Origin of the sequence: Pseudoxanthomonas sp. Soil82 (assembly GCF_040446535.1) — a bacterium.
Lineage (GTDB): Bacteria > Pseudomonadota > Gammaproteobacteria > Xanthomonadales > Xanthomonadaceae > Pseudoxanthomonas > Pseudoxanthomonas kaohsiungensis.
On sequence record NZ_JBEAAK010000003.1, the window covers coordinates 208,952 to 232,172 of the forward strand.

Consider the following 23,221-nt stretch of genomic DNA (forward strand, 5'->3'; position numbering starts at 1 on the left):
GGGCCCAGCGCCGCCCTCCCAGGTGCACATCGCACTGCACCGCGGCTCAGCCGCGGGGAAACACCGCCTGGATCGCACTGGCAGGATCGGTCCGCACTCCCATGGATTCGGCCAGCAGCGCCAGCGCGCGCCGGCCCAGCGCCGCCCTGCGCGAAGCGACGCAGTCGGAGGGCACCCAGATCCCGAACTCGCGCATCTTGGCGTCCTGGGCGGTCGCCAGCACGCACGAATCGGTGGCGATGCCGGCGATCACCAGCCTGGCCACGTCCAGCTGCGCGAGCAGGACCGGCAACGCCGTGCCCAGGAAGGCCGAGTGCCGCGGCTTGAGGATGTAGTAGTGGTCCGATTGCGGGGCGAGCGCTGCGGCGATCCAGGCCGGCGTACCGCCGTTGGCGCGGCAGCGCTCGACCAGGTCGGCGAACTCGCCGCGCCAGTGCGCGAAGTTGTCGTTGACATGGATGACGGGGGCGCCGGCGCGGTCGAAGCGTTGCCGCAACCGAAGCAGCGCCGGTGTGATCCGGCGCGCGGCCCGGGCCATCGCCTGCCCGTCCGGGAAATCGAACAGGTTGAACATGTCCAGCACGAGCAGCGCCGTGCGCGCCATCAGAAGGCCGTCCCCCGACGGTGCGCGGGCCCGGGCCAGTGCGCCTCAGCCGAGGTCCGCAAGGGCATCCGATTCGATGTCGCCCTGGATTCCATCCAGGTCGCTACGCTGGCGCGCGGCCTCGCGTATATAGGCAAGAGCGTGGTCCGGATCGCGGTACACGGCCACCGGATTGCGACGATCGGAGACATGCACCTCCCAGGTGTCACCCGCTTCCACGAGCGAGTATTCGCGACGTTCGACCATTGCCGGTCCTCCAGGGACTGGGATTTTCATTGGGGCGCGAGCCGGATTTATCGTAGATGAAAGACGCGGAAGGTTTTTGTTGGAATGTGAAGCGGTTCACATTGACTGCTTGCATCGCTTCGCCATTGAACCTATGAGTGCAACGAAGCGCGCGACCAGTAGCGCATCGTCCGACCGCCGGTCGCGATGACCGACGCGTGAACGGTCGCCCCCTATGGGCTGCGTACCGCACCGGCGCCACGCTCCCATCACGCAATGGCGACCAAGGGTTTCGCACGCTGCATGCATCGCATTGCAGAGGGTCGACTCCATGGCCAATCCGAAGGGATCCCGCGCGCGGGCCGGCAACAGCGCCGCAACGGCGAACCGCACCGCAGCGCGGCAACGCCAGCTGCAATCGGGCATCGACAGGAAGGATGCCAAGCCCGGGAAGAAGGCTGCGCCGAAGAAGGCGGTACAGGCCGGCGTTCGCCGCCAGCCCGTGCGCATGCCTGCGCAGCACCTGGCCAAGCCCGGCCATGAGTCCGACCTGGCGTTGGCGCCCCGGTTCGAGGCGCGCGACTACGTCGGCAGCGGCAAGCTCGCCGGGATGAAGGCGATCGTCACCGGCGCCGACTCGGGAATCGGGCGTGCGGTGGCGGTGCTGTTCGCCCGCGAAGGCGCCGACGTGGCGCTGTTCTACCTCAACGAGCACAAGGACGCGCGCGAGACTGCGCGCTGGGTCGAGGCCGAGGGACGCACCGCGGTGCTGGTCCCGGGCGATGTCCGCGATCCGGCATTCTGCAACCGCGCGGTGAAGCGCATCGCGCGCAAGTTCGGGCGCATCGACGTGCTGGTCAACAACGCCGGCTTCCAGTTGCACGCCGACCGGCTCGAGGACCTCACCGACGCGCACCTGCAGGAAACCCTGCAGACCAATGTCGCCGGCTACATCCAGATGGCGCGCGCCTGCCTGCCGCACATGGAACGCGGTGCGTCCATCGTCAACTGCGGCTCGGTCACCGGTCTGTTCGGCAGCCCCGGCCTGATCGACTACTCGGCGACCAAGGGCGCGGTCCATGCGTTCACCAAGGCCCTGGCCGCGAACCTGCTCGGGCGCGGGATCCGGGTCAATGCGGTGGCGCCCGGCCCGGTCTGGACGCCGTTCAACCCGGCCGACAAGCCGGCCGCGGAGGTCGCCGAGTTCGGCAGCGACAGCGCCATGGGCCGGCCGGCGCAACCGGAAGAACTGTCGCCGGCGTTCGTGTTCCTCGCCTCGCCGGTGATGTCATCCTACGTCAACGGCATCGTGTTGCCGGTGATGGGCGGTCCCAAGGGCTGAAGCGCGCCGTCATGCCGCGCCGATAGGCGCCCGGCCATTCCGGCGCGCCCGCCTCGGGCCGTCAATGCCTTCGGCAAGCGCGCGGCGGGCTCAGCCGGTGTTGCCCAGCGACGCTTGCAGTGCCGTCGCCAGCGCGGCATCGCCGTTGACCAGGTCGGTCCAGGCCAGCTCCAAGCCGTTGCGGTGCCCTTTCGGCACCAGCTTCAGGCCTTCGGGCGAGATCGTCAGGGTGAAGAGGCGGTCATCGACCTGCAGTTCGCGGCGCAGGGGCTTGTCGAGCGGGGTCATGCGCACCTCCAGATCAGGGGTCCACGCGTGAACCGGCAGCCGCATCGTCTGCACGCCGCCGCCGGCGCCAGGACAGGACCTGTCCGGCCAGCGCAGTGACCAGCAGGCAGCTGTTGGTGACGATGAAGACCCAGTTGCCGACCAGCACCGAGTACAGCACGAACAACGCGGAGGCGGTCGCCTGGCCGATGAACAGCCAGGTCGACACGGCCTCGCTGTGCGGGTCGCGGGCCTGCTTGGCGATCTGGCGCACCAGCGTGGCCAGCAGGATCGCCGAAGCCAGCCAGCCGACCAGGTCTTCCATCACGCCGCTCCGTGCCGCGTCGGTGCCGGTTGATCGGGCCCTGCCCCCTCCGGCAGCAGGCCCGCGCGCGCCAGCATGCGAGCGATGCGTTCGCGCACCAGCGCGATCTCCACCAGCGAAGACAGGCCGGCGAGCGAATCCGCCTCGGCGGCGAAGGCCGCCAGCACCTCCTCCGCGGGCAGGCGGGCAACGAGCATCGGCAGCAGGTCCTGCAATCGCCTGAGCTCGTTCTCGAGGTCAACGTGGGGATGCATGCGCACACGTTGGTGCGCCGCGCGTGATGGAGGCGTCGTCGCCGCCTGTCCCGCAGGCTGCACCGCACGTGCATCGGCACGATCGCAGCGTGATCAGCGGTACGGCCCCGGCCCCCGCCACACCAGTTCGCCGCGCCGGTAGACGTACATCACCACCACCACCTGGCGCGCGTCGCCGATCTCCTGCATCTGCGGATCGGTGGGCTCCAGCAGCCGGCACTTGCCCGAGCCGCGGCGCAGCGCGATCTCCACCGGACAGACCATGCGCTGGCGCAGGCCCGGCAGCGGGAACGAGATCTCCTTCATGCCGGCCGCCTGCCAGGTGCGCAAACGTTCCTCGGCGAGCAGGTCGTAAATGATCTGGAAACCGCCGATGTCCATGCTCGGCTCGCCGCCGGACATGTCGCGCTGGGTGCCCGGGTCCTCGGCCGCGCCGCCGGTGGTGCCCGCGTCGCGCGGGCCGAGGTCCTCCTCGAGCAGGCCCGGCGGGCGCCCGGTCCAGCGCGGATTGCGCTGCGCATAGGCCGGCGAGCCGGACGCCTGCGCCGGGGTCCTGGCCGGCGGCTCCGGGGCGGGCATAGGTTCGGGCGCGGGCGGCGGCAGCACGTATTCGGCATGCGGGACCGGCTTGCTCTCGACCAGGCGGTCGCGCGCCCGCTCCGGTTGCGGGGGCGTGGGCGCCGGCGTGGGTGACGGACTCGGCGGCGCCTGCGCCGGTTCGCCGATGAAGTTCACCCGCACCCGGCCGCCGCTGGATGCGCCCTGCGGCGAGGTCACCACCGGCGGCGGCGCGGCGAACATCAGCACCAGCAGGAAGGCCACGTGCAGCAACACGCTCAGGCACGCGGCGATCCACCGCGACCAGCGTTCGATCCGGGGTTCGGCCTCCGGCGCGGCCTGGGGGGCGACCTGGCGTTCCAGGTCCGTCGATGTGTCGCTCATGCCGCCAGTGGATGGTGGGGGGTGGCGGCCCTCATGCGGGAACCACGCAATGCTGCCGGTGAAGAGTGCGTCATCCCGCCGCCCGGTGTCGACCACGGATGCAGCTCGGGGCGTTGCCGCGATGCGCTTTGTCGCCGCGACCGGTGCCGCGGCGCGGCGGTCGCCGCGCGGGCGCCGCCGGGGGAGGTACCGGCGTACCCCGTCGCACGCCCGTCCGGCCTCAGTCGGCCAGCACCTCGATCCGGTTGCGGCCGCCGTGCTTGGCCGCGTACAGGCGCGCATCGACCGCGGCGACGAAGTCGCTGGCCTCGCCCGCGCTGGCGGCCGTCGCCGTGCCCACGCCGAGGCTGGCGGTCACCACCGGCCCGGCTTCCGGGGCGCCATGCGGAATCCCCAGCGCGGCCAACCGCTCCATGCACTGCCGGGCCAGGGCCAGCGCGGCGGCCGCGTCGGTGTCCGGCAGCAGCAGGATGAACTCCTCGCCGCCGAAGCGCGCCACGACATCGCGCGGGCGCTGGGCTACGCCGCGCAGCAGCGCCGCCACCCGGCGCAGGCAGTCGTCGCCAGCGACATGGCCGTGGGCGTCGTTGAACTGCTTGAAGTGGTCCAGGTCGAGCACCACCAGCGACAGCGGGCTGCCGCTGCGGCGGGACTCGCTCCACTCCGTCTCCAGGCGCTGGTCGAACATGCGCCGGTTGGCGATGCCGGTCAGGCCGTCGGTCAGCGACAGCTGCTCCAGCTCGCGGTGCAGGCGCATCCGCTCTTCCTCGGCCTGCTTGCGCTCGCTGATGTCGAACATGAAGCCGACCAGGCTGTCGACCGCGCCGCTGGCGTCGCGGACGACGTGGACCACGTCGCGGATCCAGACGTAGCCACCGTCGCGGGTCAGGGCGCGGTAATCGGCCTCGTGGTCCACGCCGGCCTGCGACTGCGACACGCAGAACCCCACGACCGCATCCCGATCCTCCGGGTGCATGCGCGCCACCCAGTCGTCCACGGTCTGCCAGCTGTCCTGCGACCAGCCCAGCAGGGTCTCGATCTGCGGGCCGATGTAGGCGAAGCGCATGCTCGCCCAGTCGATCTTCCAGGGGATGGCGCGGGTGGATTCCAGCAGGGTCCGGTAGACGTCGGCCGATTCGGGCAAGGGCTGCGGCTGGCCGGTACGGGCCGGGACCGCCTCGGGTCGGGTACTCATGCCGCCATGGTAACGGGCAACGCCCCGCCCTTCACCGCGCGGCGACCTGCCGCTCGCATGCCGCCACGCCCCCTGTAGGAACCCATCCTCATGGGCGACCCGACGCACCTTCCCGCCCGATTCGCCTCCCCCTCCAACGCCCTCGGGTCGCCGATGAATCGGCTCCTACAGAAAAGCGATGTGACCGCTCGCTGGCCCGCCGGCCGCGCCCCCTGTAGGAGCCCATCCTCATGGGCGACCCGACGCACCCTTTCCGCCCGGATGCGCCCTCCCCCTCCAACGCCCTCGGGTCGCCGATGAATCGGCTCCTACAGAAAAGCGATGTGACCGCTCGCTGGCCCGCGAGGCCGCGCCCCCTGTAGGACCCCATCCTCATGGGCGACCCGACGCACCTTCCCGCCCGATGCGCCCTACCCGTCCTCCAACGCCCTCGGGTCGCCGATGAATCGGCTCCTACAGAAAAGCGATGTGGGCGCTCGCTGGCCCGCCGGCCGCGCCCCCTGTAGGAGCCCATCCTCATGGGCGACCCGACGCACCTTTTCCGCCCGATGCGCCCTACCCGTCGTCCAGCGCCCTCGGGTCGCCGATGAACCGGCGCCTACAGAAGAGCCGGCGCCGCCCATTCCGCCTCGTCCATCGTCTCCTCCTCGTGCTCGGCGAAACGGTCGAGGGTGAACGCGTCCAGGCGTAGCGACTGGGCCGCGGTGGAGAACGCCAGCGTTGCCAGCACCCGCTCCGGGTAGCGCGCCCATGGCGGCACGTAGTGCGCGGGCGCGACCAGGCCGCTGTCGCGGCTGGCCGACAGCGCCACCAGGTCGCCCAGCGCCACCCGCCCGCAGAACAGCAGGCGCAGCGTGTCGGCGCGGTTCTCGTGCAGTGCGCGCTTGATGAACGCGGTCACCAGCAGCAGGCCTTCCAGGTAGGCGCCGTCCTTGGTGAAGCACACCCGTCCGCGCACGTCGCCACCGCGGAAGATCCGCACCGCGCTGCGGTAGCTCTCCACGTCCGACTGCCCGGCCGCCAGGAACGCGCGGAACACCTCGATGAAGTCCGCCCCGGCCAGCGCCTCCTCCAGCCGCAGCACGCGCAGGGCGAGCCGGCGCAGGCGGTTGATGTCCATCGCCCCGGTGATGATCTCGGCGAAGGTGGCCAGCCCCTCCTGGGTGCGGGTGGTGCGCGGCGCGCCGGCGCCCAGGCAGCGCAGCCACGGCTGGCGCTTGCCGTTGAGCATGGTCAGCGAGTGGATGTAGGCCTCGTGCTCGACCAGCTGGTCCAGGTCGAGCGCGGAGAACAGCGCGTCGGCGCGGAGGCGGATGACCTTGCTGCCGGCGGCGGCCTTGGAGGCCAGTTGCGGATCCAGCACGACCTCGACCGGGTCGTCGCTGAAGAACGGCCCGATCCGTTCGCGCAAGCGCGCGGCGAACAGCGGTGCCGGGATGTCGTAGGGCACCTCGGGGATGAAGCGCGCGTCGATCAGCTGGTCGGTGATCTCCAGCATCTTCGCCGCCGACTCCAGCGTGGTCGTGTCCTGCGAGCGGTAGTGCGTGGACGGATGCCCGTAAAGCAGGGTCGAACACTCGGTGAACCGCGGCGTGCCGACGGCGGAAAGCATCAGAGCGGCGACGCGGTAGCTCCATGCGGTGCGATAGAGCCAGTCGCCGACCGGATGGCCGCGGTCGAGTTCGCACATGATCGCGTCCAGTGCTTCGATCGTGGCGGCATGGTCCACCGGGGCGGTGGGCGGCGCCGGCATCTCGACCCGTCCGGCGCGCCAACGCTCGAGGAAACGCAGCTCGTGCTCGACCGGCCAGGCCAGGCCGGACAGGATCCGGACCCGTGCGCCCAGCCGGGCGATGCGCGCGTCGTGTTCCAGCAGCGGGGCCAATGCCGGGTCGTCCCCGGTCGGATCGGTGATGCCTGGCTCGACGGCATGCATGCGACGCTCTCCTCGCCACGGAAACCGGCGACGGACCCGCGCCGGACCACACGGTTGCGAACGCCGGCTACCGCGCGGAGCGGACCGGCGTCCGGCACGGCGTCCAGCCTCGCCCAGCGCCGGCCTCCGCTCAATGGCCTCTTGGCCCCATGCCACCGCCGCGCAGGCGCCCTCTGGCCTATGCTGCCGGCGAGCCCGACCGGAATCCCGTCATGCGCATCCTGCTGGCTGCCGTCGTCCTTTCCCTGCTGCTGGCCCTGTCGCCGCAGGCCATCCGCGCCGCCGACGCACCGCTGTCCTACGCCGGCAAGAACGTGCTGGTCACCGGCTCCACCGATGGGCTGGGCCGCGAGCTGGCGCTGGCCCTGTCCGCCGACGGTGCGCATGTCATCGTCCACGGCCGCAACGCCGCCCGCGGCCAGGCCGTGGTCGACGAGATCACCCGCGCCGGCAAGGGCTCGGCGCGCTTCATCGCCGCCGACTTCTCCTCGCTGCAGGCCACCCGCGAGTTCGCCGACACCATCGCCCAGGACTACCCACGCCTGGACCTGCTGGTGAACAACGCCGGCATCGCCTTCAACAACGCACCCGCGCGCAGCGCCAACGCCGACGGCTACGAACTGCAGTTCGTGGTGAACTACCTGGCCGGCTGGATCCTGGCCAACCGGCTGCTGCCCAACCTGGAGGCGGCCGCGCCCTCGCGCGTGGTCAACATCGCCTCCGGCAGCGCCGCGGCGATCGACTTCGACGACGTCATGCTCGAAAAGCCGGATGCCCATCATCGCGGCTACGGCCAGAGCAAGCTGGCCCAGGTGATGATGACGATGGAGCTGGCGCCGGCCTTCGCCGAGCGCGGCGTCACCATGATCTCGCTGCATCCGGCCACGCTGATGGACACCACCATGGTCAAGGGCATCGGCATCCCGCCGCGCACCACCGTGGCCGAGGGCCGCGACCACGTGATGGGCCTGGTCACCGCGCCGTCCCTGCAGCCCGGTGCGTATTACGAAGACGGCCAACCGGCCACGCCGCGCGATCCACAGGCGGCCGACCCGAAGGCGCGCGCGCGGCTGGCGGCATTGAGCGCCGGACTGACGGGTGTGCCGGCGGCGCGCTGAAACGCCGCGGCCAAGCCGCCCCAGGCGGGGGTGCCTGTCCGTTCCCAGGCCGCGCGTCGCTGCCGGGGCGAATCACGGCACTTCGAGGCCGCGCAGCTGCCCGGCCACGCCCTCAGATCGATGCCTGGTCGCCGGGCCGCGCGTCCCGCCGGCAAGTAGCGGCGTTTGCGGGCCGTCGTGGAGGACTGGCGCAGGAACCCCATGACGCCATGCCGGCAACCCCCTGCGCCGCCCGGGCCGGATGGCCGTTGATTATTGTTATTCGATATGTTTAATATCGTTTAACGATGTCACGACCGGAGACGAGCATGTCCGCCCCCGCCAACGCCCTGGCCCTGTCCCGCCCGCTGCTGCGTGGGCTGGTGGTCCTCAACCTGCTCTACGCCACCGCCATCGGCCTGTTGTTCGTGGCCGGCCTGGTCGCACCGGATGTCGTCTTCGACGCGCTCGGCGTGCGCCACGGCGAACACCGTGCAGCGCTGGTCCTGGGCATGCGCACAGTCATGGTGGCCGGGCTGGTGGCCGCCTTCGTCGTGGACCGGGTCCTGCGCCACCTGCTGGCGATGGTCGACACCGTGCGCGCCGGCGACCCGTTCGTGGCCGGCAACGCGCGGCGCCTGCAGGCGATCGCCTGGTGGGTGCTGGCCGGCGAGGTGCTGCGCCTGGCGATCGGTGCGACCGCCTGGGCGGCCAGCAGCCCGGCGCAGGGGCTGGACCTGGACACGGGCTTCTCGCTGGCGCCGTGGCTGGCGGTGCTGCTGCTGTTCGTGCTCGCCCGCGTGTTCGCCGAAGGCACGCGCCTGCGCGACGACCTCGCAGGCACGGTGTGACATGGCCATTACCGTGCGCCTCGACGAACTGCTGCACGCGCGCCACATGACCCTGACCGAACTGGCCGCGCGCGTGGACATCACCCTGGCCAACCTGTCGATCCTCAAGACCGGCAAGGCGCGCGCGATCCGCTTCTCCACCCTCGAAGCGATCTGCGCGGCGCTGGATTGCCAGCCCGGCGACCTGCTCGTCTTCGATCCATCGCAACCGTCGGAGAATTGACCATGCACGCCCTGAAGCGCTTCTTCGCCCGCGACCACGTCCACCACGAAGGGGTCCGCCCGTTCCAGGTCTGGGGCCTGCGCCTGTTCTACCTGCTGATGCTGGTGTTCGTCGTGCCCGAAGCCTGGGGCGTGCTGCTGCGCCACCAGGGGCCGTGGGATCCGCTGCACGCGGTGGCGTTCTGCGTGTGGGCCACCTACCCCGCGCTGGCCGTGTTCGGCCTGTTCCGCCCGCTGCGCTGGCTGCCGCTGATGCTGTTCGTGCTCGGCTACAAGATCCTGTGGCTGGCGTTCGTCGCCTGGCCGCTGTGGAGGGCCGGCACCCTGGCCGGTTCGGCTGCCGCACCGATGGTGCCGGCGTTCGCACCGCTGCTTCCGCTGGCACTGGTGGTGCCGTGGGGGTATGTCGTGCGCAAGTACGTCGGACTGCCGCGCCGCCGCGCGGGGCTGGCCGGCGCGGGCTGACGCTTGAATGACGGGGGCGATCCGCGCGCGGGCGGCTAGGCATCCGCCTGGCGCAGCACCTTCTCCAGCGCCTTGCCCCTGGCGAGTTCGTCGACGAGCTTGTCGAGGATCCGGATCTGCCGCATCAGCGGATCCTCCACCTCCTCCACGCGCACCCCGCAGACCACGCCGGTGACGAACCCGCGTCGCGGGTTCATCGTCGGCGCCTCGGCGAAGAAGGTGGTGAAATCCACCTCCCGGGCAACCTGCCGTTCCAGCGCGGCCTGCGAGTAGCCGGTGAGCCAGCGGATCACCTGGTCGACTTCGGCGCGGGTGCGGCCCTTGCGTTCGGCCTTCTGCACGTACATCGGATAGACCTTGGCGAAGGCCGTCTGGAAGATGCGGTGGCCGGACATGCGGACTCCTGGAGGCTGGTGCGCGACGGCAAGCCGATGGCTGTGCACGCGGCCGATGCTATCGTCCCGCTGCATCGAACGGGAGGTTGGAATGAGCGTAGGCATGATCGGCTGTCGGCACCCGTCGCGCGCCGCCCGGGTGCTTGGGACGCTCGCCGCGCTGGCCCTGGCCGGACCGGCAACCGCCGCACCGGATCCGGCAGCGGCCCGCGAGGTGATCGCGCAGGCGCAGGCGCTGTGCGAACGCGACGGCGGAACGCTGTGGGGCGTATCGCTGTGCGGGCCGCTGATGATCGTCGATCCGGCCGACCGCGCCGTGGTCGCCAACCGGGCCGACGCCAAGGGCGCGCTGGTCGCCCGCGACGGCGCGTACGTGGGCACCCTGCCCGCCGACGCCATGCTGGCCAACACCGCCATGGACTGGTCCGGCATCCGCTGGACGCAGTTGCTGTGGCCGCTGCCGACGGAACCGGCGCTGCTGCGGGTGATGCTGCTGCACGAGATGTTCCACCGCGAGCAGCCGGCGCTGGGCCTGGCCCGCGACGAAGCCGGCAACCGCCACCTGGACAGCTTCGACGGCCGCTACCTGCTGCAGATGGAATGGCGGGCGCTGGCCCATGCGCTCATGGAGGACGAGCCGGCTGCACGCGGCGAGCGCCTCGCCGACGCCTTCGCCTTCCGCCAGGCGCGTCGCGCCCGCTTCCCCGGTGCCGCCGCCGAGGAAGCGGCGCTGGAGATCAACGAAGGCCTGGCCGAGTACACCGGCGTGCGCCTGGGCCTGGCCTCGCCCGAACAGCGGCGCGCCTATGCCATCTATGCCCTGGCCCGGTTCGTCGACGCGCCCAGCTTCGTGCGTTCCTTCGGCTACGCCAGCGGCCCGGCCTATGGCCTGCTGCTGGACCAGGCCGACCCGCAATGGCGCGGCAAGCTCGGCGCCGACGCCGACCTGGGCCGGCTGCTCGCCGGTGCGGTCGGCATCGACGCGACCGTGCCGACGGACCTGGACGCACGCGCACGCCGCTACGATCCGGAAGACCGCGTGCGCCAGGCCGAGCAAGCCCGCGAGCGCGAGCGGCAGGCGCGCCTGGCCGCCTGGCGCGCGCAGCTGGTCGAGGGCCCGGTGCTGGTGCTGCCGCTGGCGCGCTCGCGCTTCCAGTTCAACCCGCAGACCCTGGCCGCGCTGGACGGCGTCGGCACCGTCTACCCGACGTTGCGCCTGGCCGACGTCTGGGGCGAGCTGGTGGTCGACGGCGGTGCCGCCCTGGTCCACGCCGACCGCAAGCACGCGACGGTGGCCCTGCCGCGCGGCGGCGACGGCCGCCGCGGCGATGGCTGGACGCTGGCGCTCGAGCCGGGTTGGTCGCTGGTTCCGGGCGAAAGGGAGGGCGACCTCACCGTGGAGGCCGGCAAGGCGCAGCGCACCGCACCGACAACGAAGTGATCGCGGCAGGGCGTCAGCCCAGCCGCGGCGAGGCGTACACCTCCATCGCGCATTGCACCGCGCCTGGGGCGGTCGCGCCCACCGCGCAGGAGCGGCCCGGCCGGAGCGGACGGGACGACGCGGCTCAGCGCCGCCGCATCACGGCTGGCGCCCGAACAGCCGCCGCGCGTTGCCCGACAGGATCTTCGCCTTCTCCTCTGCGGTCAGGTCCAGCTTGTCCAGCGCCTGCACCGTGCGACCCAGGCCGATCTGCGGATAATCCGAGCCGACCAGCACGCGATCGATGCCGACATTGCGCAGGGTCCACACGAACTCGTCCTGCAGCGGCGAGCCGGCCGCCAGCAGCACGGTGCCGGAGATGTCGAAGTAGACGTTGTCGGCGAACAGGTTCTCGGCGGTGCGCACCAGCGCCAGGATGTTCCAGAAGCGGAATTCCATCCCGCCCATGTGCGCGAAGATGAACTGCGTGCGCGGCGCGGCCAGCGCCAGGTTGAACAGCGCCTGGCTGTCCCCGGCCACGATCCCGGCGTTGTCCATCAGCACCACCACGCCCAGTTCGCCGGCGCGCTGCACCAGCGGCAGCACGCGCGGATCGGCCAGCTCGAAACGCTGGGTATGCGGATGCAGCTTGAGCACGCGCACCCCCGCCTTCGCCACCCGCGCCAGTTCCTCCAGCGCGGCCGGGCCGTCGTACGGATGCACGGTGGCCACCGGCACCACCTGCGGATGCACGCGCGCCAGTGCGATGACGCCGTCGTTGCCGGCGCGGATCGCGGCGATGTCGCCGGCGCGCGCCTGGTAGGGGCCGCCGAACCACATCGCCGCCAGCCCGGCCAGTTCCACGCCGGACTTGGCCACGTCGGCCTCGTAGTCGGCGAGCGAGGCCTGGCCTTCGCGCAGGTGCACGTGGGTATCGAACACCGGCACCTGAGCGGCGGCGTGTTGGGCGAGCAGGCACAGCAGCAGGGCGGCAGCGGAACGGATCATGCGTGGGCACCGGGATCGGGATCGGCCCCGGAGTCTAGACCACGACGACATGCCGGACGTGCAGTGCGATCCAGCCGAGCCCGCCCGCGCAGTCCGTTTCCCTGCCGCGACGCGTTCATCGCCGTGATGTCGATTCCCGACCGGCCCGACCGTCGTAGCCCTGTGACACGCAGGAAGCGCACGCACTGGCGCCCGCCGTGCCATGCGCCGGACACCGGTCGTTCGCGGCCGGCTAACGCGTGCAGGCGTACCCCGTGATCCAGCTTTCCCCCCGACACCGCCAAGGAGACCGCATGAAGATCGTGACCAGCCTCAGCTTCCAGGGCCAATGCCGTGAAGCGTTCGAGTTCTACGCCAAGGTGCTGGACGGCCGCATCACCGCCGCCTTCCCCTACGGCGACGGCCCGCCGGGCATGGAAGTCAGCGACCCCAAGCAGAAGGACTGGCTGATGCACTGCTGGCTGGACGTGGGCGACCAGTCGCTGATGGGCGCCGACATGGCCCCGGAATGGGCGCCGAACATCGACAAGCCCAAGAACGGCTTCGACGTCACCCTGCACACCGACGACATCGCCCAGGCCCGCCGCTGGTTCGACGCGCTGGCCGCGGGCGGGAAGGAAGTGATGCCCTTCGCCGAAACGTTCTGGTCCCCCGGCTTCGGCTCGCTGGTCGACCGTTTCGGGATCCCGTGGATGGTCAACACCAACGCGGGTCCGGACTGGAAGCCGACGCAGGGCGCCTGATCGCCAGAGCGGGTTCGCAGTCGACCGCCAGGACCGGCCAGGCCGGCGCAGCCGCTGCCGGCCGTCCGGCCGGGCGGAGGATCGAGGTTCCGGAAAGGCCGCCGGGTCCACGCAGGCATCGCAGCCCGGCCTGCCACATGGCATCGACGCTGGCCCGGTGGCGTGCTTCCGCGTCCAGCCGGTGATGCCGACCCGACGGTGGCCCGACCGTTTTTTTCAGCGAAGGGGGCGGCGTCCAGCGCCTGCCCGACATGACCAGGAGTTCCTGATGATCCCCAAGAACACGATCTGCCTGTGGTTCAACGACGACGCCCTCGACGCGGCGAAGTTCTATGCCGCCACCTTCCCCGACAGCGCGGTCGGCGAGGTCCACCACGCCCCCGGCGACTTCCCCGGCGGCCAGGCCGGCAAGGTCCTCACCGTGCAGTTCACCGTCCTCGGCATCCCCTGCCTGGGCCTCAACGGCGGCCCGGTGTTCCCGCAGACCGAGGCGTTCTCCTTCCAGGTCGCCACCGACGACCAGGACGAGACCGACCGCTACTGGAACGCCATCGTCGGCAACGGCGGCAAGGAAAGCGAATGCGGCTGGTGCAAGGACAAGTGGGGCGTGTCCTGGCAGATCACCCCGCGCGTGCTGACCGAGGCCTTCCGCGACCCCGACCGCGCCGCGGCCAAACGCGCCTTCGAAGCGATGATGACCATGCGCAAGATCGACGTGGCCGCGATCGAGGCGGCACGCCGCGGCTGACCCCGTAGAGCGGGGCTTGCCCCGCTGCTCTTCTCGCCACCTCGTAGAGCGGGGCTTGCCCCGCTGCTCTTCTCGCCACCTCGTAGAGCGGGGCTTGCCCCGCTGCTCTTCTCGCCACCTCGTAGAGCGGGGCTTGCCCCGCTGCCCTTCTCCCGTAGAGCGGGGCTTGCCCCGCTGCTTCCCTCGTCGCCCCGCCAGCCGGGCAAGCCCGGCTCTACCACGCATCGATCCACCCCGTAGAGCGGGGCTTGCCCCGCTGCCCTTCTCCCGTAGAGCGGGGCTTGCCCCGCTGCTTTCCTCGCCGCTACGCCAGCCGGGCAAGCCCGGCTCTACGTCGTACCGGTCCGCCGTTGCGGCGATCGGGCGCCTACCGTTGCCGCAGGAACGCCGCCGCTTCTTCCCGGTACGCCTGCGCGCCCGGCGCCAGGTACGGCAGCAGCAGCCGCACCCAGGCGCGGCTGGTCTGGCGGCTTTCACGCGGGCAGCCGGCGGCGCGCGCGGCGGTGAGATCGCCGGCGTCGACCATGCCGGCGAAGGCGTCCGGGTCGGTGCCGTAGACCAGGCATTGCAGGTTGAAGAAGCGCTGTTCGCCCAGCGCGTGCTCGTCGGCGAAGGCGTCGATGTCGTACGCACCGGTGCTGCGCGAAAGCATCCAGTTGGCGACCAGGCGCAGGTCCTCGATCACCTCGCCCGGGCTCTCGTCGCGCCCGCCGAAGCGCAGCATCAGGATCGCGGCGAGCTGGTCCACCGCATCCTCCTGGCGGCCGGTGACCGGCAGGTCGAACAGGTCCACCAGCGCGTGCCCGGCCTCGTGCAGGACCATGAAGCGCACGTTGGCGCGCAGGTAGCGCAAGGGATGGTTCTCGGCCAACCCCAGCGCCTGCCGGTGCGCCTGGCCCTGCGCGTAGAGCGTGCGCAGGCTTTCGTAGCACAGCACCACCTCGCCCTGGTCCGGGCGATAGAACGCACCGGGCTCGCCGCATTCGGCGGTGACGAAACGCAGCCGGCGCGGCAACGCGAACAGGCCGTCGAGCTCCTGCAGTTCCGGCAGTTGCCGCCACAAGTCCGCCTCCACCACGCGTTGGTAGATCGGCTGCAGGTCTGGCGCGGACGGTGGACGATAGGCGTACTCGAAGGCGGGCCCGCGGCGCGCCGGTGCCGGCACGGCCGCGCGCGAAGTGGTGGCCCCCTCGCCCGAACGCACCTCCTCGTGCGCATCGCGTCCGGCCGGCGGAACCGTCGCACAGCCGACGCCGGCGGTTGCGGCGGCCAGCACGATCACCAGCGCGGGAATGCAGCTCCTGCAGGACATCAGCCCACCGGGCTCGTGGCTTTTGGCCGGCCAGCGTAGGCCAAACCGCAAGCCGCGATCCACAGCCGCACCGCGCACCCACCTCGACAGCACGCGCATGCCGGCTAGTCCCAAAAGCGCGCCCGGCTCTCGGCCTTGGCGGCGGTGTCCATCAGGCAGCGGACCCACTGCTCACGCTGCACAGGGCCATCGGCGGTAGCCAGCAGGCGATCGAGGTTGGCCCGCGCCTTCCTGTCGTCGTAGCCGGGCTTGCGATAGGCCACGGTCAGGCCCAGGCGCGCCGGCACGCTGGCATCGCCCGCCATGGGAAGCGCGTAGCTGTCATCGAGCCGAAGCCCGTCCAGCCAGGTCTTGCAGGCCTTGCGCTCGGGCTCACCGGTCGCGGCAACCGCGAACTTGCGCGCCTGGCCATCGAGCACCTCGACGATGGCGCCGTGCGCGTGGTAGTCGGTGGTGGAGCCCACATTGACCTCGTCGAACCGCGGCGACTGCTCGCCGGTGCCGGCCCAGCCGCTGTAGTAGAGGCCACGGCGCGGCGGCGCGTGCGGATCCTCCTCGTGGGTGTGCGCCGACAGCCACACGTTGAGCCCCGCCGGTGACATCAGGTCGCCCAAGCGGCCGGAAGGCAGGTTGCCCCACTTCAGGTCCTTGGTGGGGTAATGCGAGGCGAAGAAGCGGTCGCCAGTCGAAGGCGTGCCCAGCGCCGCCAGGATCCAGGAATTCTGGCCGCCGGGCTTGTACGACACGCCGCCGCGCAGGCCGCGGAACTCGGTCCAGGTCGGTCCACCGGGCAATGCCGGGTTGAAGCCCAGGTCGCGGTAGTCCGAGGTATCCACCAGGATCACCGCGCCACGGCGCCCGCCCTTGGCGAATTCCAGCACCGCCGAATAGAAGCAACCGTCCGCGTGCTGGGCCGCCTCCGGCGCGGCGCAACCGCGGCCCTCGACCGCGGTCACCGCCGGCAGGCTGTCGCGGTACGCGCCCAGCACGCCGGCTTTCGACGCGTACTGCTCCCACGACTGCCGGTTGAACGCGGCCGTGCGCGCGACCAGCGTCGCCTTGTCGACATGCGGCTTGCCGCCGCAGGCCAGCGCCCGCTGGTCGGCACTGGCCTGGTTGCCGGTGGCCAGGTAGTCGTGGTTGCCGACGGCGAAGAACACCGGCACCGCGCTGCGCTCGCGCACCGCCTGCAGCGCGCCGAAGAACGCATCGACCTCGTCCAGGCAGCCGCTGTTGGCGCCATCGCCCAGGTACACGACCAGGTCGGGCTTGCGCGCCACGAGGTCGTCCAGCATGTATTGCATGTGCTCCACCGCCAGCGCTTCCTGCGCGGTGGTGCGCACGGCCACGTTCTGCAGCGCGTCGGCGCGCATGGTCCGGAACAGATAGCCGCTGGTCGCTTCCGGCGTGGTGATCTGGGTATCGGCGATCAGCCCGATGCGCAGGCTCTCGCCGGCCGCCGCCGACGGCAATGCCGCCTCCTCGCGCACCGCGCAGGACGCGCCCGCCAACGCTACCGCCAGGGCCAGGCCGGCCCTCGTGCCTTGCTTGAACATGTTGTCCCCCTGTTGGATTCCCCGATCCAGCACGCGCTGGCGCCTCGCTTGGCGCACGGGCGTGGATGGGCTGCTTCGACCTCGTTCAACTACGCAGCGGCGACCGATGCGCGTGGGATGAAGCACCCCCTCCGGGTCGGGAGTGTGCCACAGGCGAATGCATGGCCCGGATGCGGTCGCGAAGGACCGGCTGCGACGGCGGCGCTGCTCCGCGCCAACGGGCAGCCGGCACGTGCCGCAGGCGCTGGACCCGATCGCCTTCAGGGCACCAGGTACGGCATGACGTCCTCTGCCTGGCGCTCGCCATCGAGGGCGAGCAGGTCACGGAAGATGGCCGTGTGCCCCTGCCCGGCGACCACCAGCACGCGGCGCCCGGGCGCGGCGGCCTGTTGCACGTTGGCATACATGCGGAAGTTGCGCTGCCACCAGCTGGCCGCCGCGTCGGCGCCGGCGAAACCGCCGCCGGCATCGAGGTCGTTGGTGCCGATGTAGAGCGCCTTGTTCTCGCGGTCGCGCGCCGGGTCGTTGGCCAGCCGCAGCAGCTCGGGCAGCGGCAAGGTGGCCTGCTCGCGGGTGTGGCGCGCCGACAGCGAGGCGAACAACGCCTCGATCGCCGCCTTGCGCTCGGGCGCGTGTGCGGCCATGTACTCGAACATCGGCGCGGCGTTCCACTGCACGCCGCCCTCGTCGAAGCAGGTTACCGTGGACAGGCCGGCTTCACCGGCCACGCGGAAGCCGACCTGCTGCACTTCGTTGACGGTCAACGCGGCATCGCCATCGCGCCAGGATGCGAAGTCCGCATCGTGCCGCGCCTGCGCGGCGGGATCGCATTCCACCAGCACGTCGGTCGGGCCGAACGCGGCCAGTCGCTGCGCCAACCCCGCCAGGTAGGCCTGGTTGGCCGGCGTGGTGACGTCGATGACCTCGGACTTGACCATGTCCAGGCCGGGATTGGCGAAGTGGAACACGCCCAGCAGGATCACTTTCGCTGGCGCCTTCGCTGGCGCCGGCGCCGGCACGGGCGCCGGTTCGCGCGCGGCGGCGGGCGTGGCGAAGGCGGCTATGCCCAGCAGCAGGACGGCGTACGACAGGCGGCGCGTGGACATGGAACGCTCCCGGTTCGCGGACTCGCCGCGCACGGCGAGCTACTGCGGATGGCCCATGTTTGCGAGCTCGCGCCCCGGCTTCATGTGCCGGAAGTGACGACTGGCGGCGAACGCCTATTCCCCTCGGGTTGCCCAACCGCCCGTTTCCTTCGCCCATGAAAAAGGGGCGGCGCATCGCGTCCGCCCCCATTCCCCTGACCCGTCACGGCGCCGCTCAGGGCGTGGACGCGGTCGCCGCGGCCGTGGCCGGCTTGGCCGGCGGATCGTCCGAAGGATGGTCGACCACGTACAGCCAGCATCCGCCGATCTTCTTCTGCACGTCGGTGAAGCGGCCGGTCTGGGTGGACTCGGCACCGCTGGCCTTGTCGACCGCGCGGATCGCATAGGTGCCCCAGGCCACGCAGGCATCGTCGATCGCTTCCTGCCCGGTCTCGCTCATCCGCACCTCCTTGACCGTGAACCCGCCCAGGAAACGGGCGAAGCCCTCGCGGATGGCGTCGCGCCCTTCGGCCTTCGAACCGCCCGGGAACCCAGGCCGATCACGCGCGATCCACGCTGTGCCGCAACCGCACCATGACCCCGGTCTTGCCCTACTTCCCCAGCTCGTACAGGTACTCCACGTACGACATCACCGCGCCGTCGTACCCGGCCACCGCGGGGTTGGCCGATTCGATCAGGAAGTACTCGTCCGGCGCGTGCGCGCCGCCGCCATGGCCCAGGCCGAAATGGCCGGCGGCCAGGTTCAACGGCGGATCGGTGAAGACGAAGCCCGGGTACGAGCCGGCGTTGCGCGGCCACAGCAGCGGTTGGATGCCGCGACGTTCGAGCACGGCGCGCTGGGCCTGGATCAGCGGCGCACCGGCGTCGGTCTGGGTGCCGTCGTAGCCGCCGCTGACGTTGACCTCGATGTCGCCGTAGCCGCGCTTTTCCAGGTGCGCCTTGAGCGCGGCGATGGCGTCGTCCTTCTTCATGCCCGGGACCAGGCGCAAGTCCATCTTGGCCACGGCGCGGCCGGGCAGCACAGTCTTGCCGCCGGGGCCGGTGTAGCCGGCGACCAGGCCTTCGATGTTGACCGTCGGCTGGGAGACCAGGCGCTCGTTGGCCTTCCGCCAGGACAGGTCGTCGATCCAGTGCTCCACGCCCAGCTGCTGCTTGGCCTTGTCCTCGTCGCGGACCTGGGTGGCGGCGGCGACCATCACCCGATGCTCGGCGCTGATCGGCGGCGCCTGCGGATAGCCGTCGATGGTGATGGTGTTGCCGTCGTCGGAGACCAGCGTGTCCAGCGCCTTCACCAGGCGCCAGGCCGGGCTGTCGACCATCGCCTTGTACGAGGAATGCACGTCCTTCTTCGGGCCGCGCCCCCACGTCTCGCCGCTGGCGACCAGCTCCAGCTCGATCACGCCCTTGGCGCCCAAAGCAATCGTCACGTTGCCATCGGCATCCTGCGAGGCGTACGGCATGAACACCCCGACCGTATCGCGCAGCGCCGCTTCCACCTCCGGCCGGTACACCAGCTGGCCGATGTGCGGCGAACCGATCTCCTCCTCGCCCTCGGCCACCAGCACCAGGTTCACCGGCAACGCCTGGCCGGAGTCGCGGATCGCATGCAGCGCGCCCAGGAACGCGGCCTGCGGTCCCTTCTGGTTCACCGCCCCGCGCCCCATCAGCACCTTGCCCAGGCCGGGCCTGTCGACCAGCCGCGATTCCAGCGGCGGCGAGGACCATTCGGCCGGGTCGTACTGCTTCACGTCGTACATGAAGTACAGGCCGACGGTCTTCTCCGCGCCGGCATCGAGCGTGGCGAACACGCCCGGCTTGCCGTCGGTGTCGATGATCTCGACCTGCTGGAAGCCGGCCTCGCGCGCCAGCCTGGCCATGTACTCGGCGCCCTCGCGCACGTTGAGGTCTTCCGCGGCGATCGACGGCAGCGCGATCCAGTCCTTCAGCCGCTGCAGCGAGGCGTCGTGCTGGGCGGCGACGGTGCGCTCGATGGCGGCCAGGTCGGGTTCGGTGGCCGGGACGGGCTCTTCGGCGAGGGACAGGCCTGGCAGGGCCAGCAGTACCAGGACCAGTCCGGCAACCGCATTGCGTCGAAGGGCGATGGACGGGGACATGCGGGACTCCCGATGGGTGATGGACGATGCAGGCTGAGACCCGGGGGCCATTGTGCGCTTGCCGCGGGCACCCGGCGCGGCGTTCTTCAAGCGGGCGCCCGCACCGGCAGGCCCAGGAACTGCGACCATCGCTGCGCGTCTTCATCGATCGCCCGTGCCAGCACCACCAGGTTGACCCAGAGCGGCACCGAGACGCCCGGCCGTTCGCAAAGATGGTCCAGGCACGCACGCAACGCGGCCAGGTCCGGCACGTCATGCACCAGGGTCTCGCGGTGGCGCAGGTTCACCTCGGCCGGATTCGGCTGCAGGCGGAACGAATCCACGTCCGCCCGGGTCGCCCCGACGAACTCGGGCTTGCCACCACGCCGGATCCAGCGGAAGTAGCCCAGCACCTGTGTATCGCAACCGACCTGCGAGGCCTTTCCGCCGAAGGATTCCTCGACGAACTCGCGTTCCATCGCCCGCACCAGCGTGGCCTTGAGGTCCACCGCACCGCCCTGCGCGACGACATCGCTCCAGTCGCACGAGCCCGATCCGGTAGGCGCCAGCAGGTTGCGCGAATGCAGCGCCTTCCCGCTCTGGTTCCAGAGCACCAGCTTGCGGTCGCGGGTCACCACCAGCGTGCTGATGCCGACATGGTCGGCCATTCCGGACACCGCCAATGGCCACAGCCGCCACCGCTCGCTGTCCGGAGCCGGCTGGCGCGACACCGGAAACTGGGCCGCGCCGGAGAATTCCTGCTGGGCGATGCCGTCGTCCGATACCAGCCGCCGGCTGACCGCCTCGTTGGTGACCACCGCATGGAAGTACTCGACCTGGTGGCAGCGCACCGACGTCCTGTCGATCGCCATGCCGTCCGACAGGCCGAACTTGGCGCCGTTGAAGAACACCCGCGACGGATCGGAACGATAGGACTCGCGCGCGCGGCAACGCAGCATCGCTTCGAGCATCGCCGCATGGCTGCGCAGCCGTGCCTCCATGTCCTGCCGCTTCTGCCCGTCCTCCACCGCCGTGATCGAGGTCGTACGCAGCCACCGGTCCAGCCGGTCCGAACGCAGCACGACCTCGCGCGGGTGATGCGGCACGCGTGCGACCGCAAACCCGTCGCGCTCCTCCTCCACGGACGGCCTGACCTGGGCGACGAGCTCGTCGACGAACGCGTCGTCCTGCTCGATCAGCGCGGTGGGCGTGCCGAACAGGTCCGCCATCGCCGGCCAGGCCTCGCGCAGCAGGCCGATGACGCCGACGGCGAAGGCCAGCCAGGCACCGGTGGAATAGTCACTGGCCGCGAGGAAGACACCCAGCGCGAAGAAGAACACGGTGAACGCGATCGCCCACCAGCGGCGCGCCCGAAGTACCCGTGTCGCAAAGGCGTTGACCTGCACCAGGCTGCGAATGCCGTTCCACGCCCTCAACCAGAACCCCATTACGTCCCCCGTGGCCAATGATTCATTACCGCCGCCCGACTCACCATCCAGCGCCCGCATTGCTGCAGGCGGCACCCGTTGTAAATGGTCCTACTCCAACCGGTACGACACCTTGGTACCGTTCACCATCACGACGTTGAGCTTGCGCAGCTGGTCCATCACGCGAGCCAGCATCGCGGCGTCGAATGCGTCAGGTGCCCAGGACTTCAACGAGGATTGCAGTGTCTTGACCGTGGCGGGCCTGCCCGCTTTCTGCGATTTGAGGCGCGCGACTGCCAGCTCGGTGAGCTTCGCCACCGCGTCCGAACCAGCTCCGTTGGCCGGCGGCGTCCCGTTCACCGGCAGCACGGTGATGGCCACCGCCTTCTTCGCCTTGGCGGCCGGTTGCGCCACAGGCTTGGCCGATACACCTGCTTTGGCCGCGGGCTTGGCGGCAGCTGCGGCTGGCTTGCCCTGTGACCCCGCCACATCCCCCGGCAACGCACCGACGCGCCTGCACTTGATCTTCAGCGACCCCAGGTGCCGCACCAGCGGATCGAATCCGGTATCGCGCGAGACGATCACGTAGTTCGCCGCCGGATCCTCGCTCGCCAGGCGCCCGATGTAGAACGCGACGTGGAAGTCCACCGCGTTGGGGCCGCTGCCTACGATCTGCACGTACTCCACATCGCTGCCGAAAGGCTGCAACGCCTGCATCAGCGCCACCGGCACCTTGGCCTGGTTCTGGCCCAGGAACAGCTTGATCCTGCAGCTGCCCGGCACGAGCCGGCCGACGCCCGCCGGCTGCACATTCTCGAAATCGATCAGGAATACGTCCAGACCCGCCGCCTCCCCTCTGCCCCGGCCGAACTATGTCATCCCGTTCGCCTGCCTGCACCTGTCCGGGGTGCCCCACGTTCCGGAGCCTGCACGGGACCTGCACCCGTTTTCGCTAGACTCCCCGCATCGCCCCGCGACGGAGGCTCCATGCGCATCCTGATGACCGGCGCCACCGGACTGCTCGGCCAGGGCGTGCTGCACGAGGCCCTGGCCGATGCCTCGGTGACCCGCGTGGCGGTGCTGGGCCGGCGCGCGCTCGCGCATCCCGACCCGCGGGTGGAAGACCTGGTGGTGGAACGCTTCGACGACCTGTCCGCCGTGCACGCGCGGCTGGCGCCCTTCGATGCGTGCTTCTACTGCGCCGGGGCGCCGCCGCTGGGCACGCCGGAGGCGACCTATCGCCACGTGACCCTGGACCTGACCCTGCACGTGGCACGCGCCTTCGCCCAGCAGAACCCCACCGCGCGGCTGCTCTACATCTCCGGCGCGCATGCCGACCCGGCCAGCATGCTGATGCCGATGCGGATCAAGGGCGAGACCGAAGCCGCCCTGCGCGCCCTGCCCATCACCACCGTGATGCTGCGCCCCGGCGGCATCCAGCCCGCGCATGGCGAACGCAGCCCGCATGGGTGGATGCGGCCGTTCTACCGGCTGGCCGCGCCGGCGATGGGCGTGGGCGTGCGGCTGATGCCGGGGGTAATGACCAGCACCGCGCACGTGGGCCAGGCGCTGCTGGCGCTGGCGGCGATGCCCGATCCGCCGCCGGTGGTGGAGAACGCACGGATCAACGCACTGGGCGAGGCGGCCGCAGGCGCGCGCCCTCCCCCGGCTGGCGCCTGACATCCCGC

At 70.9% G+C, this 23,221-nt stretch carries 26 protein-coding genes; 9 read left to right on the forward strand and 17 right to left on the reverse strand.

The genetic code is table 11. The features are described from left to right. Window positions 1–46: 46 nt before the first annotated feature. A complete protein-coding gene (locus ABKA19_RS09945; protein WP_353688760.1) occupies window positions 47–604 on the reverse strand; it encodes a cysteine hydrolase family protein in 558 nt (185 codons plus the stop codon). Window positions 605–649: 45 nt separating this feature from the next. Continuing rightward, the gene (locus ABKA19_RS09950; RefSeq protein WP_353688761.1) at window positions 650–850 is read right to left on the reverse strand and encodes a hypothetical protein; all 201 of its coding nucleotides are present in this window, start codon (window positions 848–850) and stop codon (window positions 650–652) included. A gap of 310 nt (window positions 851–1,160) precedes the next feature. On the opposite strand from ABKA19_RS09950, the gene ABKA19_RS09955 reads away from it, so the two are divergent. Beyond that, entirely contained in the window at window positions 1,161–2,171 is a 1,011-nt protein-coding gene (locus ABKA19_RS09955) for an SDR family oxidoreductase (RefSeq protein ID WP_353688762.1), read from the forward strand. A 90-nt stretch (window positions 2,172–2,261) separates the two neighbouring features. Here the strand turns inward: ABKA19_RS09955 and ABKA19_RS09960 are convergent, their stop codons facing one another. The 6 genes from ABKA19_RS09960 to ABKA19_RS09985 all read right to left on the reverse strand — a co-directional run bounded on the left by ABKA19_RS09960 (window position 2,262) and on the right by ABKA19_RS09985 (window position 7,090). Continuing rightward, a complete protein-coding gene (locus ABKA19_RS09960) occupies window positions 2,262–2,459 on the reverse strand; it encodes a hypothetical protein (protein ID WP_353688763.1) in 198 nt (65 codons plus the stop codon). 13 nt (window positions 2,460–2,472) lie between these two features. Further along, window positions 2,473–2,763 (reverse strand): hypothetical protein, encoded by a 291-nt coding sequence (locus ABKA19_RS09965; protein WP_353688764.1) that lies wholly within the window; start codon window positions 2,761–2,763, stop codon window positions 2,473–2,475. Then, window positions 2,763–2,978 carry a hypothetical protein gene (locus tag ABKA19_RS09970; RefSeq protein WP_353688765.1) on the reverse strand — a complete coding sequence of 72 codons (216 nt, stop codon included), beginning with the start codon at window positions 2,976–2,978 and terminating at the stop codon, window positions 2,763–2,765. The genes ABKA19_RS09965 and ABKA19_RS09970 overlap by 1 nt, the downstream gene beginning before the upstream one ends. A 132-nt stretch (window positions 2,979–3,110) precedes the next feature. Next, window positions 3,111–3,959, reverse strand: a complete 849-nt coding sequence (locus ABKA19_RS09975; RefSeq protein ID WP_353688766.1) for a hypothetical protein — start codon at window positions 3,957–3,959, stop codon at window positions 3,111–3,113. Window positions 3,960–4,179: 220 nt separating this feature from the next. Next, window positions 4,180–5,154: a GGDEF domain-containing protein gene (locus tag ABKA19_RS09980; protein WP_353688767.1), complete on the reverse strand. Its 975-nt coding sequence runs from the start codon at window positions 5,152–5,154 to the stop codon at window positions 4,180–4,182. A 598-nt stretch (window positions 5,155–5,752) separates the two neighbouring features. Further along, entirely contained in the window at window positions 5,753–7,090 is a 1,338-nt protein-coding gene (locus ABKA19_RS09985) for a tyrosine/phenylalanine carboxypeptidase domain-containing protein (protein WP_353688768.1), read from the reverse strand. Window positions 7,091–7,302: 212 nt separating this feature from the next. Here ABKA19_RS09985 and ABKA19_RS09990 point away from each other — a divergent pair, with 212 nt between their 5' ends. From ABKA19_RS09990 to ABKA19_RS10005, 4 genes are all read left to right on the forward strand, one after another. Then, complete coding sequence (locus tag ABKA19_RS09990) at window positions 7,303–8,208, forward strand: SDR family NAD(P)-dependent oxidoreductase (protein WP_353688769.1); 906 nt, start codon at window positions 7,303–7,305, stop codon at window positions 8,206–8,208. Between the two features lie 308 nt (window positions 8,209–8,516). Next, window positions 8,517–9,038, forward strand: coding sequence for a DUF2975 domain-containing protein (locus tag ABKA19_RS09995; RefSeq protein WP_353688770.1), 522 nt, complete (start codon window positions 8,517–8,519; stop codon window positions 9,036–9,038). A 1-nt stretch (window position 9,039) separates the two neighbouring features. After that, entirely contained in the window at window positions 9,040–9,261 is a 222-nt protein-coding gene (locus tag ABKA19_RS10000; RefSeq protein WP_353688771.1) for a helix-turn-helix domain-containing protein, read from the forward strand. Window positions 9,262–9,263: 2 nt separating this feature from the next. Further along, window positions 9,264–9,725, forward strand: coding sequence for a hypothetical protein (locus ABKA19_RS10005; protein ID WP_353688772.1), 462 nt, complete (start codon window positions 9,264–9,266; stop codon window positions 9,723–9,725). A gap of 35 nt (window positions 9,726–9,760) precedes the next feature. On the opposite strand, the gene ABKA19_RS10010 is transcribed toward ABKA19_RS10005, so the two are convergent. Beyond that, window positions 9,761–10,120 (reverse strand): DUF2200 domain-containing protein, encoded by a 360-nt coding sequence (locus ABKA19_RS10010; RefSeq protein ID WP_353688773.1) that lies wholly within the window; start codon window positions 10,118–10,120, stop codon window positions 9,761–9,763. A 91-nt stretch (window positions 10,121–10,211) separates the two neighbouring features. Here ABKA19_RS10010 and ABKA19_RS10015 point away from each other — a divergent pair, with 91 nt between their 5' ends. Further along, window positions 10,212–11,561 carry a hypothetical protein gene (locus tag ABKA19_RS10015; RefSeq protein ID WP_353688774.1) on the forward strand — a complete coding sequence of 450 codons (1,350 nt, stop codon included), beginning with the start codon at window positions 10,212–10,214 and terminating at the stop codon, window positions 11,559–11,561. 138 nt (window positions 11,562–11,699) lie between these two features. Here ABKA19_RS10015 and ABKA19_RS10020 read toward each other — a convergent pair whose 3' ends face one another. Then, a complete protein-coding gene (locus ABKA19_RS10020) occupies window positions 11,700–12,548 on the reverse strand; it encodes an amidohydrolase family protein (RefSeq protein WP_353688775.1) in 849 nt (282 codons plus the stop codon). A 293-nt stretch (window positions 12,549–12,841) separates the two neighbouring features. Here ABKA19_RS10020 and ABKA19_RS10025 point away from each other — a divergent pair, with 293 nt between their 5' ends. Both ABKA19_RS10025 and ABKA19_RS10030 read left to right on the forward strand, forming a co-directional pair. Beyond that, complete coding sequence (locus ABKA19_RS10025) at window positions 12,842–13,291, forward strand: VOC family protein (RefSeq protein ID WP_353688776.1); 450 nt, start codon at window positions 12,842–12,844, stop codon at window positions 13,289–13,291. 268 nt (window positions 13,292–13,559) lie between these two features. Then, window positions 13,560–14,039 (forward strand): VOC family protein, encoded by a 480-nt coding sequence (locus ABKA19_RS10030; RefSeq protein WP_162375291.1) that lies wholly within the window; start codon window positions 13,560–13,562, stop codon window positions 14,037–14,039. A gap of 367 nt (window positions 14,040–14,406) precedes the next feature. Here ABKA19_RS10030 and ABKA19_RS10035 read toward each other — a convergent pair whose 3' ends face one another. The 7 genes from ABKA19_RS10035 to ABKA19_RS10065 all read right to left on the reverse strand — a co-directional run bounded on the left by ABKA19_RS10035 (window position 14,407) and on the right by ABKA19_RS10065 (window position 22,373). After that, complete coding sequence (locus ABKA19_RS10035) at window positions 14,407–15,351, reverse strand: DUF4344 domain-containing metallopeptidase (RefSeq protein WP_353688777.1); 945 nt, start codon at window positions 15,349–15,351, stop codon at window positions 14,407–14,409. Between the two features lie 104 nt (window positions 15,352–15,455). Further along, window positions 15,456–16,907 (reverse strand): metallophosphoesterase, encoded by a 1,452-nt coding sequence (locus ABKA19_RS10040; protein ID WP_353688778.1) that lies wholly within the window; start codon window positions 16,905–16,907, stop codon window positions 15,456–15,458. Between the two features lie 260 nt (window positions 16,908–17,167). Further along, a complete protein-coding gene (locus ABKA19_RS10045; protein WP_353688779.1) occupies window positions 17,168–18,013 on the reverse strand; it encodes a DUF5694 domain-containing protein in 846 nt (281 codons plus the stop codon). A gap of 214 nt (window positions 18,014–18,227) precedes the next feature. Beyond that, entirely contained in the window at window positions 18,228–18,452 is a 225-nt protein-coding gene (locus ABKA19_RS10050; protein WP_353688780.1) for a hypothetical protein, read from the reverse strand. 151 nt (window positions 18,453–18,603) lie between these two features. After that, the gene (locus tag ABKA19_RS10055) at window positions 18,604–20,127 is read right to left on the reverse strand and encodes a M20/M25/M40 family metallo-hydrolase (protein ID WP_353688781.1); all 1,524 of its coding nucleotides are present in this window, start codon (window positions 20,125–20,127) and stop codon (window positions 18,604–18,606) included. 86 nt (window positions 20,128–20,213) lie between these two features. Further along, window positions 20,214–21,554: a hypothetical protein gene (locus ABKA19_RS10060; RefSeq protein WP_353688782.1), complete on the reverse strand. Its 1,341-nt coding sequence runs from the start codon at window positions 21,552–21,554 to the stop codon at window positions 20,214–20,216. Between the two features lie 90 nt (window positions 21,555–21,644). Beyond that, window positions 21,645–22,373 carry a PIN domain-containing protein gene (locus ABKA19_RS10065; protein WP_353689003.1) on the reverse strand — a complete coding sequence of 243 codons (729 nt, stop codon included), beginning with the start codon at window positions 22,371–22,373 and terminating at the stop codon, window positions 21,645–21,647. A 147-nt stretch (window positions 22,374–22,520) separates the two neighbouring features. Here ABKA19_RS10065 and ABKA19_RS10070 point away from each other — a divergent pair, with 147 nt between their 5' ends. Beyond that, window positions 22,521–23,213, forward strand: a complete 693-nt coding sequence (locus ABKA19_RS10070; protein ID WP_353688783.1) for an NAD-dependent epimerase/dehydratase family protein — start codon at window positions 22,521–22,523, stop codon at window positions 23,211–23,213. Window positions 23,214–23,221: the final 8 nt, after the last annotated feature.